Source organism: Desulforamulus aquiferis (assembly GCF_030577015.1).
GTDB classification, from domain to species: Bacteria; Bacillota; Desulfotomaculia; order Desulfotomaculales; family Desulfotomaculaceae; genus Desulfotomaculum; species Desulfotomaculum aquiferis.
This window is the reverse complement of sequence record NZ_JARPTC010000001.1, coordinates 199444-213033: the sequence shown is the minus strand read 5'-3', so window position 1 is coordinate 213033 and position 13590 is coordinate 199444. Positions and strand designations below refer to the sequence as shown.

Sequence of the window (13590 nt, the reverse complement as noted above, 5' to 3'; positions counted from 1 at the left end):
AGATATTAATAGGTTTGCCACAGGCCCATACCGCCCCAAAATGGGTCCCGGGTGGGCACGGTTTAGATCCTGTGGTTGGCGGGGATTCTAGTCCTGGGAGTTTCCGTAATTCTTCATCAAGGTTTTACTAGGGACTTCTTTGAAGAATGCAGCAGAAAGATCAAACATCACCTCCCTGCTTTATTATCTTTCACTACACTGTTTCAAAAATCCCCACAAAACCTCTTCAACCTACAGACTTTCCAGGGACACGGTGGTGTTCCATTTCCCGCTCATTTCCGGCGCGCCCCGGCGGCGCACTTCCGTTCGGATACCGTTCCTGCTTTTTCCCCGGCAGACTCGGGGTGTCGCCGGTTAACCTTCACCGGCAGGGCTGCAAAAAAATCGCCCGCAGTTGCGGGAGGTATAACACCCTCCATTCGCCGCCCTTGTAACCCGGGGCAGGAGCCGTCATCGCTCATGGGGGCCGGGAAGTAAGTTCCCGGATATATGGGGACTGATGGGTCATTCACTACACTGTCGGCTTCCCGCGACCAGTAGGAGGTTTCGCTTAGGGGCCACCCAAGCTCATTCAGGCGGGATATTCTCTCGATAATTCGACAGATTTTTGCAGAATTTTCCTTGCTTTTTTGATAACATTATAAGTTAAAGTGTTCTATTTCCTATTTCCAGTAGTGAAAAAAGGAATAACTGTTTCAACTTAACCTCTGAACAAATCAAATAACTATACTCAATAATCTTGAGTCTAATATTGTTGAATTCTTATGCAATAATGTTTTTATTAAGGGGGAGAATTCTTAATGATTTTTACTCATTTACAAAGTATTTTAAACCAAAGCACTAAAGATTACGGTAACAACTGGACCCACATCCAAGACCAATATGAACAAATTTTAAAAAGGTTGTTAAATGAATTTAATCCAAACGCTAAAAGAATATTATTACTTGGGGCCGGCAATGGAAACGACCTACCCCTTAGCTTTATTGAAGAAACATTTGATTATATTGAAGTTGTAGATATTGATAAAATTGCCTTAAATAGGCTACTTCAAAAACTAAAACATAAAAAGAAGTTTAGTTTAAAAGTATGTGATTTTACAGGCTTGGATAATTGCAATTCAGGTATAGAAAGCCTAATATCTGAAGAATCCATTCCCGAAAAAGTTAAACTAATAGAGGCTCTCCAGCCAAATCCTAGCCTTAAGGCACTATCGTATGATTTTGATATAGTTATGAACTGTAATTTCTCTACTCAACTCTTAACCCCAATAACACCTAATTTAGGAGAATTACCCCAAGAAATAGGTAAAGCTTTTACATACTTGTCAGACAAAATTCATTGCCAGTTATTTGAACAAATAAAAGAACATCTAAAGGCTGACGGTTTACTACTTCATTCATCTGACGTCTTTGAATTATCGGGAAATAGATACGGTGTTAATCCTGCCTTCAAACCACTTTTATCTTTAATCAATTACCAATTTGATAACTTACCAGAAATCGTAAACGTAGATCAAGATGAATTTAATAAGCTTGTTATGCAAGGGTTAAACATTATTGGTAGCCTACTGCCACAAAATTTTCAAACCCATTATGAACATTTAACAACGTTTCGAGGTTTGTGGTATTTTAAGAAAACACCCCAAGAATTTAAAATTTATATTGTTTTTTTACGTGTGTTAAGAGCCGTTTCTCTCTAATTTCACCAATTTTAAAGTTACTCGGGTTTATTTTTAGAACTTGTTCTAGTATTGTTTCTGCCTTCAAAAAATCTTCCTGGCTGTCTTGAACTGTGGAAATGTGGTTATAATCATTGAGTTCTTTATGTTCGTTAGAGCTTTGTAAATTACCACTTCTTGACATCATCTTAACTAGTTCTCCTGTACTCGTAATAAGAGATGGCGATTATTTTAAGCCTGGAGGTGATGGTCACCATCGCATATGTATTGCAAAGCGTTTTAATCTCTCTTCTATTTGGGTTTTGATACGTGAATAATATCTTGTCTATGAGTATGTCTCTCCCGGAACGGATGCCAAAATTTTCTGTACTTGATCTTCGGTGAATAGCCAGGTTGCCGGCCACCCCGAAGGCCGGTACTCCCGGGTAATGTTTCAATCAATATATCATTAACAACGTTCTGGCCATTGTCGCCCAAGAAGAAAATGCCATTGATGTTATCCGGTAGAGATTCCTCACCTAACGCATAATGGATCTGCCACGAACAAAGCGGTAAATGTTTTACGATTCTTATCAATCATTGAATTGCCTCCTATATTAGGCAAATTCTTTAGGGTAGTCCAGAAGCCACTAAACCGCCTGTGGTCGGTCTTCTAACTCGCTTAATAATTCCTGCTCTGAAACTCCTAAAGCTTTAGCTAGTTTTTGAAGGGTACGGGTTCCCGGATCACGTTTACCATTCTCAATAAAGTGAACAGCAGATTGGGCCATGCCAGCGTTTTTTGCTAATTGGTTCTGTGACAACCCCTTAGCCTCTCTAAAATGTTTAAGATTTTTTGCTAGGATTGAGAGACCCATGAAATCACCTCCGACAGTTTTATTTGATAGTATATTATTACAATTAAGATTGACTGTCAATCTTTAATGCAATAAATTCTGGTAATTTTTTATGTTATAATTTTTATAATCTTAATAATCTTAATTAGAATAACTATATAGAGGTCCAAAATGGATATTGGTAAAAGAATAAGAACCCTTAGAGATTACCAAGGGCTGAGCATGAATGAATTAGCCCGGCGTTCTGGCGTTAGCCAGTCAGGTTTAAGCCTTATAGAAAGTGGGCAAAGACAACCAACTTTTGATGTCATAGAACGTATTTGTACAGGCTTAGGAATAACCCTTCAAGACCTATTAAATGAAGATGCTACCACTAATGTTATGGCAAGCGATCTACATAATTTCCTTAACAAAACGAAAGAACTAAAGCCGTCTCAGTTTCTTGCAATTAGGCACATTCTTTCTACTACTGAGAGTATCGTTGATAAATTTTCATTAATCAACCAACAATTAGATCGGTTAACATTAGAGCTAAACATATCAGATAAAACAAAGCCCTCATTCGTTGAAATCATAGATTTGCTGGATAACAATAAAAACGTTACCCTGGGCGGCAAGCCCCTTACCCTGGATGAGCGAATTGAAATCCTGGAGTTCCTTAAAAATTTGCTTCCTGATGAGGAGCAGATCGCCGTCCAGGACCATAACACCAAAGAAGTCATCGCAGCCAGCTACCAGGGTGAAGGCCTAGTTCATATCCCTACCCCCGAGCAGGCCGAGGACATTCGAAAGGCCATAGAGTTTGCCGAACAACAACATAAAAAAGATAGACAGAAAGAATGAAGAAACTACTATACCCGTGTGCGGGCATAGTAGTTTCTGTGCTATTTAGGCAATTCGACAAATTAAGATATTTCTCATTAAAACTACCGCGCTGTGGTGGTTTTTCTGGTTTTTCGTACCCTATCAAATACTGTTATTAATGTTTAATTATGTATTTTTGTGCCCTGACAGATTGACAAAATGCTTTCAAATGTTTTTTTATTTGTGATAATGCTGGAGGTTAACATGGATATATGGCAATCAAAATTATTGGAGTTTACGCTAAATACGATGTCTGCTATTATAGCTGGACTAGTTGTTTATTATCTTAGCAAATCTAAAGAAAATAACGGTAGCCCCTTGAATGTTTTATATCTGATTTATCACTATGAAGTTATTGAAAAATATATTACTCCTGATGAACCTCCTACACAAACACCAAAGAAAGAATCTGCTATTTCGAGCTTGATCTCTAACGCATCCCCTGGCGAATTATTTTTTGTTGGACTTTTATTTTTAATTATCTGTATAGTTCTATATGCCAATTTACGAGACGATATTATTTACTGGGGTTGGCGTATTGGCCTTGGAGGGATTGCATTTACTTTAACCATTCTTCTGCTTCACTGGAAACAGTATAGATCAATTAACCCTCAAACCCTTCTTATGCTATTCAGTTGGGGAATTTTGTTCCTTCTGCTATATGTTCACCAGTATCCCTCTGTTGATAGTAGTTACTACAGCTATATTGAAACTGTAAAACAAGAACGGGCGGCCGGAATCTCATTAGCTGGAGTCCATAGCAAAATTACAGTCAGCCAAATTTTTGGGCTATTTTTCCTAGCTTTATACTTTTACTCTCTTATGCTACAAACACTTTTCTTGTTTATTGGGTTAATAGTTTTACCAAGACCTCGGCTCAGATGGATTTTATATAAACTTCCATACCCATTTAAAAGAGGAGTATATTTAACTCAATTTTTTTCAGTTTTATTTAGTTACTATGCCCTTAGCGGCCAACTCGGTATTCATTTAGACAAGCTTCCGGAACTCATGAATAATAATTTTAATTATTTGTTAAACCACTTATAATTATCATCTAAAATTGTTGTAACTTTTATTTGTAAATATGCAAATAATACAACTCCAAAACCCCAACTTAATTGAATAATTAACACAACATTATTCCAGTCATCCGTAACATAATGAATTATTAATTTAGTTAAGCAAAGCGACATTCCATAATACATTACAGCACAATAAGCAAAAAAAATTATAAACCATATCAGTATGTAAAGTGAAACTTTAATAAATAGCTTAATGTAAATAGTAATGTTTTTTAATACTAAATTATCAAACAATAAAATCACCTTCTTATTTTATTTTGTTACTTTTGCATAATAACTAGATGATTAAATTAAATAAATTCATAGATACCAAACTAGCCTATTTAAAAGCCTTTGCTTCGATTCGTAAAATTCCTATTTACTATTACCCATTCATGGATCCCAAACAGAACGGTTTGTACCGAAAAAAAAGCCGGACAAACCTATATTATACTTAACACTAAGTTACTCTCGGATCCTACGCTTCACCTCTGCACCCTGGCGGAAGAGATCGGCCACCATATTACAAGGGCCAGATCGAATTTGTTAGAGTGCTCTGCTGGTGACATAGAACAAATAGCGGAAGATGAATACAAGGCCAAAAAATGGGCGGTAAATTTTCTGGTACCGAAGAAAGAATTTCAATATCTAACTGAATCTAAAAGGCTTACGGATGAAGACTTGGCAAAGCATTTTAATGTTACATTGGAATTTATAAAGCTTCGTCGGATGGCTCGCTGGGTGAATTAGCTACTACTTGTAAGTATAGTTTTGCACTGTACCTTGGCTCTAAGTGACATTCCCAAATCTCTTCCCAATTTTGGCTTGAATAAAATATTAACAGTGTCGAGGTTAATACAACCTGAATTAAGTCCTGATATTTAAAAACTAAGATACTCGGAATGATTATTGGTAACCAATAAACCATCAGCCGCGATAAAAATTCCCAATATTTGTTAACCTCAACTAATATATTATTTTTCATAGGATATAGCGTTATTAAATTTTTCCGCTTTGATATTATTCTTGCCAGCAATATTGCTATAAGCCCAATAAACACTTGGAGGACTCCATGAAGCATGATACAAAACGTTAATGAATACTGAAAGCTGTTAAGGCCTGTTAAAACATCTTGAATAAAAGAAAGTGGTGATACTTGTTGACCGAAATAAACAATGAAGTAAATACCAATCATGGGCATGCATGCAAAAATCAAAATTCTTATAATGTCCTTACAGATAGGATTGCTACGGGCACTGTTTCTGAAACGCCGGAGAATCCTTTCATACTTAGAATACCGTTTAACAGTATGGCCCTCCATCGATATGGCCCTGGCATTATTTTTGCTGGCTTTATTGCTCTGGTAATCAGTTTTGCGTTTACTATATCCTTGATTAATGTTCTTGCTTTTTTTATCTGGACCACTATAACTACGATAATTACATATAACACCGTTAGTCTGGTGCCTCTTGGCCTTATTGGCTACGGAAGAATGTGTAAGGGTAAAGGTACCTGGAAGATTCTCATGGCTCCCTTGGCTTTTCTTGTTTACAATCGTTTTGAACATAGACGGAAATTTATTAATGAACAGCTTGAGATCTGCTTTTATACCCTTAGAAAAGCTGGAGCTAAAAAAATTATTCTTATCACCTGGCTCTTGAAACCTTATTCGATTCCTCACAACTTTCCATCCCCCCATACTAAGAAATTAGGTTTATTTAGTAATCTTTTTTATGGTATTACAACCCTGCCCTTTCATTACATCTCAAATTTAACAAGCGGCAAAAAATCTAAGCATAACCCCGTAACTAGCAATTGGTACAAATATGAATGGGATTTATGAGATTAAAATAAATAATTGTGTTGCCTCGCAAAAGACAACACAATTATTTCCAATAACAGGTCTAAGTCTTATTCTTGTTCTATAGTTAAGCCAGTCCGAAATAAATCTGATCTATGTTATTTATGCCTGCTTCGAAAAACAATTACCTTTTCCGGGTTCCCTTCCGACTAGGCTTATCTATATATGCCATCTTTTTAACAGTTGGCCCCCAGTTTTTCTCCAGCCATTCTGTGACCACCTTGCCCCAGAATTGGCCCTCGGTAAAATCCTTGTTTTTCTCTTTGGCTGCCTTCATTAACACCATTAGGGCTTCGTACTGTGTCTCTGGTAATTCAATGTCTACATTCACCCTTTGAGTTCTTGGGGCGGGATCACCAAATAGAAAATTAAGTAAGCCCATTTAGAAATCCCTCCCTCTTACAATCACGAATATATCTTTTGGTGGCCACATGGCATAAATGGCAGTCATAATCTCCTGATCAGATAAGGCTGCCGCAATAAGTTTCTCCAGCACTTCGCCATAAGATTTGTCGACATTTAACGCCAATGCCTTAACCTCTGCGGCTACCTCTTTTTCTAGCTTTAGGGGGTATTCCCATTTCTTATCTGAACGAATTTTTCGCTTGACCTCTCCCCGCTTACCCATATCAATACCCCTTTTCATGTGTTATCCCCGATATAAAAATATATTTATATAAATTTTATGATGGCAGGGGGGAGGTATGACTATAATTTACCAGATATGGTTATGCTAACTAATGGGTGATTGTATGAACTATCTGCTTAAAAAAATTATCGAAATGGGTACCTCTGATTCCAGTAACAGCTTTGTTTACAAGGATAGAGACCCCAAATCTATTGATTATGTCGCAAAAAAAATGGTTGAATTTACTTGCGTCAAATCATCTAAAAAGAAAAAATAAAATAAAAATATTGTCTAAAATTTAAACGGTGTTATGCAACTTTATCCTGGACTTAACCAGGATTTATTTATTTTTCATGCCAGATTGACCGGGGAATTTTATAAATACATGCTTCTCATTAGTGCTTTCTTACGTCTCTCATTTCGATTTTCAGCCAAGGAACCTTCCAACGTTAAATTTTTAGCCTGGTCTTCCACAAGTATGGTCTGACAGATAGTTTCTAAAAGACCGAAGTAATTCTTTTTTACTTTGCCCTGCAAATCCATTTCGTTAGCTCTCTTAACCGCTCTTTGCAGCTGCTCTGGGGTAACTCCTGTACGTTTTTGAATATCGCTTATAATTTCTGTGGGAGTCCTCCCTTTATACCTCAGGTTGGTCAAAAGAGGTTTTCCCTTATCCTCAATCCCTCCATCAATTTCTTTTTGAACACTGTATCCCTCTTCCATAGTTAGTTCACAATGATGGATAGATGGATAGATTTCTTGATTACTTGTATTTTCTAAGGCTTGTATATTAATAAGTTCTACTCCGGGAATTCCTGTATTGAAACTTCCCTCCGGAGGAATTCCCGATTCGGAAATACCTATTGCGGGTATTCCTGATTTGGGAATTTCCTCTTTTGATGGTGTTCCCATATCGGAATTCCCCCCTTCTACAGAATTTTCTCCAGTAAGAATTTGTTCAACAGAGACATTTGTCATATCCTCACTGGGTTTCTTGTATTTAAAGCTACCTTCCCTGTAAATTCTTAACTTGCCTTCATAGGGTGGGCAATCGTGAATAACGTAAGAGTTTTGCCAACCTGAAATACTCATTACCTTATCAACATCCAGCAAACCCAGCTGCCAAAGCATTTCAGCCAGCCTATAGAAACGGTTCTTGCCCATTTTGAACCTTCTGCAAAAAGTATCGATGGACCAATTCATTATATCTCCTGGGCTGGCCCCTTCTCTCCTATCAATAAAACGTTTTAGTGCAGTATAGAAGCCGGCGAGATCAATCCCGCCGACTTCTAGTAAACCATCTTGTATATAATTTTCTACAGTGAAATATCCCTTAGTTCTACCTTGTGTTATCACTGACATAAGTGACACCTCCGCCATTTGTAGATCAAAAGTTTACGCACGTAAACTTTTGTCAGTCGATGCCTCAATAATTCTTCTTACCATATTTACTATCTCTTTCATAAAGAGTCCGGGACCACAATTACCTTTTTCAATCACATGTAAATATTTTTCCCACCGGGCAGTAAGTTCCGGACTTTTTAATTCTTCCGGGACCATATCGATAAGATTTTCACCCTTGGGCGTGGGGATTATTCTTCTGCCATCTCTTTGGGCATAGCCTACACTGATTAGGCGTTCGATTGTTGTATCCCGTGTCGCCGCGGTTCCCAAACCACCGGCTTGCTTTAAAGTTTTCTTCATTTCTTTATCAGAAACCAGCCGCCCTATGTCCTCCATCACAGATAAAAGAGAAGCATCGGTATAACGTTGAGGCGGTTTAGATTTTTTCTTTAGCACCTGGGCTTTACCTGTTGTTATTTCCATACCTAAAAAAACTTTGGGTAGCTTAGGTTTGTTTGCTTCCTCATTTGGATCTTGGTCGATTTCTCGATAAACGACTCGCCATCCTGGTTCTTCTTCAGTTATTTCAGAAGTATAAAAAGTGTTTCCTTCAACATTAGTAACGATTGTTTTTTCTTTATCTAATGCCGGAGGATAAAAAATAGCCAGGAACCTCCTGGCCACCAAATCATATATTTTCCTTTCATCGTCAGGCAATCTTAATAAATTAGGGATTGTTTCTGTCGAGATAATCGCATGGTGGTCTGTTACTTTTCTGTCATCAATCACACCCGGTAAAATATTTGTAAAATCAATATCATTTATTAGAACTTGATAATTTATATTATTTGATAAAGCACCCAATCTCTCTGGCAAAGTTCGTTCAATAGCTTGGGTGAGGTGCCTACTTTCTGTCCTTGGATAAGTTAATAGCCTTCTCTTTTCATAAAGTGCTTGAACTATATCCATAGTTTTGGAAGCTATAAAACCAAAACGGATATTTGCATCTATCTGCAAATCTGTAAGGTTATACAAACTTGGTGGGTTATGCGAAAGTTTCTTTTCGTCAATGGATTGTATGACTCCATTTTTCCCAAGGATATCATTCGTTATTTTTTCAGCTTGCCGGTCATCGATAAATTTACTGGTACCCTCTTTAACCCACTTACCTTTATAAACATCACCATTCGGCGTGATAAAATCAGCCAACAACTCATAGTAAGTTTGAGGTATGAATGTACGAATCTCTCTCTCCCGGTTAACCAGTAATGCTAATGTTGGGGTCTGTACTCTGCCGATAGAAAGAATCTGTCCCTGTGTCACTGTAAATGCCCTGGTTGCGTTAATGCCAACTAACCAATCGGCCTGACTCCTGGCCATGGCAGCTGCGGCCAAGTGGTCAAACGTACTGCTATCCTGAAGATTTTTTAATGCGATTTGTAAAGCAGGCTTTGTGTTTTCAGAGACCCACATTCTTTTTACCGGTTTCGAACACTTTGCAAGATAATAAATATATCTAAAAATAAGCTCTCCTTCTCTTCCAGCATCACAACAGTTTATAACAATCCTTACATCTTTTCTGTTCATAAGCCTCTTTACAATTTTAAAATGAGATACCGTTTTTTCATTAGGTTTTATCTTAAAATTTCTCGGAATAATAGGCAGTGTATCTATAGACCATTTTTTAAGCCGTTGATCATAGTCTTCAGGTTCGGCTAATTGTGCCAGGTGACCAAAAGCCCAAGCAATAATATAATTTTCTACTTCCATAAACCCATCTCTTTTAGTTGGTTTACCTATTACAGAAGCAATTTCACGAGCAAAAGAAGGTTTTTCGGCAAGGATCAATATCTTACTCACTGATGAGTCCTCCAGATTTTTATTGTTTACGCACGTAAACTTTTTATCCTTACCAGAGTTTACGTGCGTAAACTTTTATTGTGTTAATGCTACCCGTAATAACTGCTACCCGGCAAAAATTTTTCATTTCCCCCTATTAAGAAAAACAGGGATAGTAGGTCGGGTAGCAGAGACGGGTAGCAATGCTGGGTAGCAGTGTTTAATCCTCTTCATCCCAAAATGCATTCACCATCTCTTCTGTAGCGATAATCTTGTAAGACATCCTCTGTGATTCAGGTGGTTCCAACCACCCTTCTTCCACCAGCTGCTGGACTAAATCCATCAGCTTATTTTGCTTAATACCTATGACCGTTCTCAAAATCCTGGTTGAAGGAGCACGCTTAATTTGGGCTTCTGCTCCCCCCTGTTCAACCCAGGATTCAGCTAAAACCTTTTTAATCTTATACAAATCATCGATTTGACCAGGATTAGTCTTAATTTCATTTTGGTCTGTTATGTCAAATAACGAGGGTAGCTCCACCAAGTCTGGGTTACTATTTTCGGTAACATTGAATATTTCGGAATGTTCTTCCTTATGAAACATAATTTTAGTGTCTGGTATAACCTCCTGGTCATAGCCTTTTTTAGCACTCCAGAAGTTAACGAGACGTTCAATGGCTTCATCCCCTTCTTGCTCATTTCCACCAACACCTGGGCTTTGGAACCGCTGAAGACCGGGGGAACCCTCTAGCAGGGCTAGACCATCTCCACTACCACCTAAGTCAGTTTTTGGGTCAAACCCCAACGCAGTCCTGTAGTCAACCTCACTAACCATACGGAATGCGATTCTTGACGGTAGGTTAGCTTTAATAACACCAGTTATCACATCCACTGAGGGCCTTTGGGTTGCAACAATTAAATGGATTCCTGCAGCCCGGGCCAGTTGGGCTAATCTTTGAATTAACGGTTCAACCTCTTTTTTAGCCTGTACCATAAGATCCGCCAGTTCGTCGATGACCCCAACAATATAAGGCATCAAACTGTCCTTACCAGAGACTTTCATACGATACTGTTGTATGTTTTTGGCTCCAATTTCCTCGAATATCTTGTACCTGCGGTCCATTTCTTGAACAAGCATCTTTAAAGCATCAACTGCATCTTTTACCTCTGTGGCCACTTTTATAGTGTGAGGCATACCATGATAAGGTCTCAATTCAACCTTTTTGGGGTCAACAAGTACAAACTTTAAGTCATCAGGTGATTTTGAAGTTATGAGGGTCACCAGGACTTCATTTAAAAACCATGATTTTCCGGCACCGGTGGCACCAGCTACCAGAAGGTGCCGTACTTTTACCAAGTCTGTTAATACCGGCGAACCTACATCGTCAACACCTACCACCAGAGGCAGTTCAGCCTTTTGAAAAAACTCCTGGAACTCTTCTTTCTCCAAAACGGGCCGTAAATAGACCTTTAACCGGGTCCTATGGGGGATAATTAAGGCTGCAGTACCCGCCTTTCGGCCGGTAGTTACTTGTAAAGAAGACACACCAAAGGCTGCAGAAAGATCCCTTGTCATATTCTGCAGCCTTGTTAGACGTAGGCCATCTGGTAATTCTATTGTTATCCTTGCAGCTACTGGCCCCGATTCCGTACTTATAACGTTTATGGTGTCTTCATTTTGTATAAGACCTACTCGACGGAAAGCTGTATTTATCTGCCTAGCATACCCTATACCAGTCCGGCCCTCTAGAATAGCAGCCTCGCCAGCAGGAGGCAAAGGTAAAATATTAAGACTTGGAAGTCCGCTGGATAAAGGTTCAGCTTTGTTAATGACGGGTATCAGATCCCCATTGCGTTTAGTCCTGGTTTTTAGCCAATTAGTAAATCTTAATATCAAAGACTTAACTAATGACGATTCCGAATTTCTTCTTTGAAGTATGATAATAAAAACAAAAGAAATAAGCGTACCTGAGATTCCTAAACCATAGATAGCTAACTTTTTGGCCAAGGGTACAATACCAGAGAACGTACCCGATACCGGAGAGTATATCAGCCCTAACCCGACAAACCCAGCCCCGGCAGACAGAGCCAAGATGTTAAAAAATAAGTTTTTAATCGATGAAAATAGCCTTTCTTTTAAACCCAAACCTACTTCCGTTCCGGGATTATCTCTTTTAATCCGTGACATCTATTTTCTCCCCTTTATGCAGGTGAACATATTCATCAGCTTTATCCACCAGCCAATCTGGGAAAATTTCTGTTACAGTTCCGGAATTAATTACTCTTTGATTTACATCGGTTGTACTTAATAAATCTCTAGATATCTCTAACTTGATTCCCAAGCTTTGAATAATTAATAGCCTAGCGAAGGCGTTCCTGGATAAAGTTTGTTGCTTGGCACACTGGCGAAGCTTTTCTTCCACCTTTGGAGGTAAAGAGACCTTAATTGTTTTCCAATCATCGCTAATTTTATTTCCCATTTGTATATTCTCCTTCAGGAAATTATTGGTCCATAGAAAGTACCACATAGGGCCTGTTATCTTCCAATAAAGGTACCATAAATGGTCTTTTACAGAACCCGTCCGGGGCCTCTGAGAAAAAGTTATCATAAAGTCAATGTCTTGTTACTAGTGATAGTTTAAGTCCGTTTAAAGCTCCTTCTAAAGAATCCCATACTTCTATGCCTACGATTTCTTTAGCGATCGACTGAAGATTCATATGTGCCGTCAATGCTTGAATTTCAAATCCACTTAAAAAAAGAGCATCAAAGGTCTTATTCTCCCACACCTTGTTAAGCTCGTACTCAATATTTCTGGCCAAGGCCGGAAGAATTTTCTCAGACTCCCTATGCTTCCCCTCAACCTTAAGACGGAGATAGTTTTCTATACCGGTATTAATGGTATCGCTTACAGTCCAGTCAACTACCTGATTTACGGCAATATAGTCGGTAGAGTTATATCCCACATGTACAATTGCAGCAGAGGTATTACTATCTATACTTTCATATATCTTTTTGTTAAACAGACCGGATAAACCCCTAGAAACTACAGCTATATCTTGAATATTAAACTGTAGTTCTCGTTGGGGCTTATCTCGGTAGGTTATAATAAAAGTTCCTTCCCGCATTTTCGTAAACGTGTTTAGTAAATTGTCTCTGAGGTCTTGGTCTCTACATTCATTTAATGGACCCTGAATAATCAATTTTATGGTAGATCCCTCTGGAACTATTGCAGAAAATAGATATCCTGCCAATAATATTTCAGACGGATTTTCCTGGGTCTCAGTTATCCATTCTTCCATTTCTCCTAATGAATCTTTGAACAAAATAGTTTTTATTGATGTATCTTTTTCATACTCATTTTCGCTTGAGTAATAAAATAAATTTCCGTCAATTACTTTGATAACTCCCCTATGTTGAACACTTGTCAGTGCAACTGCAAACCCTGGCCCAATATCGAGTGAAACCAACATAATC

The 13590-nt window shown here is 38.3% G+C and carries 14 protein-coding genes; 5 read left to right on the top strand and 9 right to left on the bottom strand.

Annotation, left to right across the window (positions count from 1 at the left end):
- Window positions 1-272: 272 nt before the first annotated feature.
- Window positions 273-512, bottom strand: a complete 240-nt coding sequence (locus P6N53_RS01095; RefSeq protein WP_304540464.1) for a hypothetical protein — start codon at window positions 510-512, stop codon at window positions 273-275.
- A 288-nt stretch (window positions 513-800) separates the two neighbouring features.
- Here P6N53_RS01095 and P6N53_RS01090 point away from each other — a divergent pair, with 288 nt between their 5' ends.
- Window positions 801-1700 carry a hypothetical protein gene (locus P6N53_RS01090; RefSeq protein ID WP_304540463.1) on the top strand — a complete coding sequence of 300 codons (900 nt, stop codon included), beginning with the start codon at window positions 801-803 and terminating at the stop codon, window positions 1698-1700.
- 608 nt (window positions 1701-2308) lie between these two features.
- On the opposite strand, the gene P6N53_RS01085 is transcribed toward P6N53_RS01090, so the two are convergent.
- Complete coding sequence (locus P6N53_RS01085) at window positions 2309-2536, bottom strand: helix-turn-helix domain-containing protein (protein ID WP_304540462.1); 228 nt, start codon at window positions 2534-2536, stop codon at window positions 2309-2311.
- Window positions 2537-2686: 150 nt separating this feature from the next.
- Between P6N53_RS01085 and P6N53_RS01080 the strand changes: the two genes are divergently transcribed.
- The 4 genes from P6N53_RS01080 to P6N53_RS01065 all read left to right on the top strand — a co-directional run bounded on the left by P6N53_RS01080 (window position 2687) and on the right by P6N53_RS01065 (window position 6286).
- Complete coding sequence (locus tag P6N53_RS01080) at window positions 2687-3358, top strand: helix-turn-helix domain-containing protein (RefSeq protein ID WP_304540460.1); 672 nt, start codon at window positions 2687-2689, stop codon at window positions 3356-3358.
- A 225-nt stretch (window positions 3359-3583) separates the two neighbouring features.
- Window positions 3584-4429 (top strand): hypothetical protein, encoded by an 846-nt coding sequence (locus tag P6N53_RS01075; protein WP_304540459.1) that lies wholly within the window; start codon window positions 3584-3586, stop codon window positions 4427-4429.
- A gap of 368 nt (window positions 4430-4797) precedes the next feature.
- Window positions 4798-5193 (top strand): ImmA/IrrE family metallo-endopeptidase, encoded by a 396-nt coding sequence (locus P6N53_RS01070; protein WP_304540457.1) that lies wholly within the window; start codon window positions 4798-4800, stop codon window positions 5191-5193.
- A gap of 409 nt (window positions 5194-5602) precedes the next feature.
- Window positions 5603-6286, top strand: a complete 684-nt coding sequence (locus tag P6N53_RS01065) for a hypothetical protein (RefSeq protein ID WP_304540455.1) — start codon at window positions 5603-5605, stop codon at window positions 6284-6286.
- Between the two features lie 142 nt (window positions 6287-6428).
- Here P6N53_RS01065 and P6N53_RS01060 read toward each other — a convergent pair whose 3' ends face one another.
- The 7 genes from P6N53_RS01060 to P6N53_RS01030 form a co-directional block, all read right to left on the bottom strand.
- The gene (locus P6N53_RS01060) at window positions 6429-6686 is read right to left on the bottom strand and encodes a hypothetical protein (protein ID WP_304540454.1); all 258 of its coding nucleotides are present in this window, start codon (window positions 6684-6686) and stop codon (window positions 6429-6431) included.
- Entirely contained in the window at window positions 6687-6950 is a 264-nt protein-coding gene (locus P6N53_RS01055) for a hypothetical protein (protein WP_304540453.1), read from the bottom strand.
- A 357-nt stretch (window positions 6951-7307) separates the two neighbouring features.
- Entirely contained in the window at window positions 7308-8294 is a 987-nt protein-coding gene (locus P6N53_RS01050; RefSeq protein ID WP_304540452.1) for a hypothetical protein, read from the bottom strand.
- 33 nt (window positions 8295-8327) lie between these two features.
- Entirely contained in the window at window positions 8328-10136 is a 1809-nt protein-coding gene (locus P6N53_RS01045; RefSeq protein ID WP_304540451.1) for a DNA topoisomerase 3, read from the bottom strand.
- Window positions 10137-10335: 199 nt separating this feature from the next.
- Window positions 10336-12303: an FtsK/SpoIIIE domain-containing protein gene (locus P6N53_RS01040; protein ID WP_304540450.1), complete on the bottom strand. Its 1968-nt coding sequence runs from the start codon at window positions 12301-12303 to the stop codon at window positions 10336-10338.
- Window positions 12290-12595, bottom strand: a complete 306-nt coding sequence (locus P6N53_RS01035) for a hypothetical protein (RefSeq protein WP_304540448.1) — start codon at window positions 12593-12595, stop codon at window positions 12290-12292. Before P6N53_RS01035 ends, P6N53_RS01040 begins: the two co-directional genes overlap by 14 nt.
- Window positions 12596-12728: 133 nt before the next feature.
- Entirely contained in the window at window positions 12729-13586 is an 858-nt protein-coding gene (locus tag P6N53_RS01030; protein WP_304540446.1) for a hypothetical protein, read from the bottom strand.
- Window positions 13587-13590 lie beyond the last annotated feature (4 nt).

What these genes read in the sequence shown, in the direction of transcription:
- P6N53_RS01035 (WP_304540448.1), bottom strand. Translation starts at nt 12,595, where the DNA reads ATGGGAAATAAAATTAGCGATGATTGGAAAACAATTAAGGTCTCTTTA.
- P6N53_RS01030 (WP_304540446.1), bottom strand. Translation starts at nt 13,586, where the DNA reads ATGTTGGTTTCACTCGATATTGGGCCAGGGTTTGCAGTTGCACTGACA.
- P6N53_RS01085 (WP_304540462.1), bottom strand. Translation starts at nt 2,536, where the DNA reads ATGGGTCTCTCAATCCTAGCAAAAAATCTTAAACATTTTAGAGAGGCT.
- P6N53_RS01050 (WP_304540452.1), bottom strand. Translation starts at nt 8,294, where the DNA reads ATGTCAGTGATAACACAAGGTAGAACTAAGGGATATTTCACTGTAGAA.
- P6N53_RS01090 (WP_304540463.1), top strand. Translation starts at nt 801, where the DNA reads ATGATTTTTACTCATTTACAAAGTATTTTAAACCAAAGCACTAAAGAT.
- P6N53_RS01075 (WP_304540459.1), top strand. Translation starts at nt 3,584, where the DNA reads ATGGATATATGGCAATCAAAATTATTGGAGTTTACGCTAAATACGATG.
- P6N53_RS01055 (WP_304540453.1), bottom strand. Translation starts at nt 6,950, where the DNA reads ATGAAAAGGGGTATTGATATGGGTAAGCGGGGAGAGGTCAAGCGAAAA.
- P6N53_RS01040 (WP_304540450.1), bottom strand. Translation starts at nt 12,303, where the DNA reads ATGTCACGGATTAAAAGAGATAATCCCGGAACGGAAGTAGGTTTGGGT.
- P6N53_RS01080 (WP_304540460.1), top strand. Translation starts at nt 2,687, where the DNA reads ATGGATATTGGTAAAAGAATAAGAACCCTTAGAGATTACCAAGGGCTG.
- P6N53_RS01060 (WP_304540454.1), bottom strand. Translation starts at nt 6,686, where the DNA reads ATGGGCTTACTTAATTTTCTATTTGGTGATCCCGCCCCAAGAACTCAA.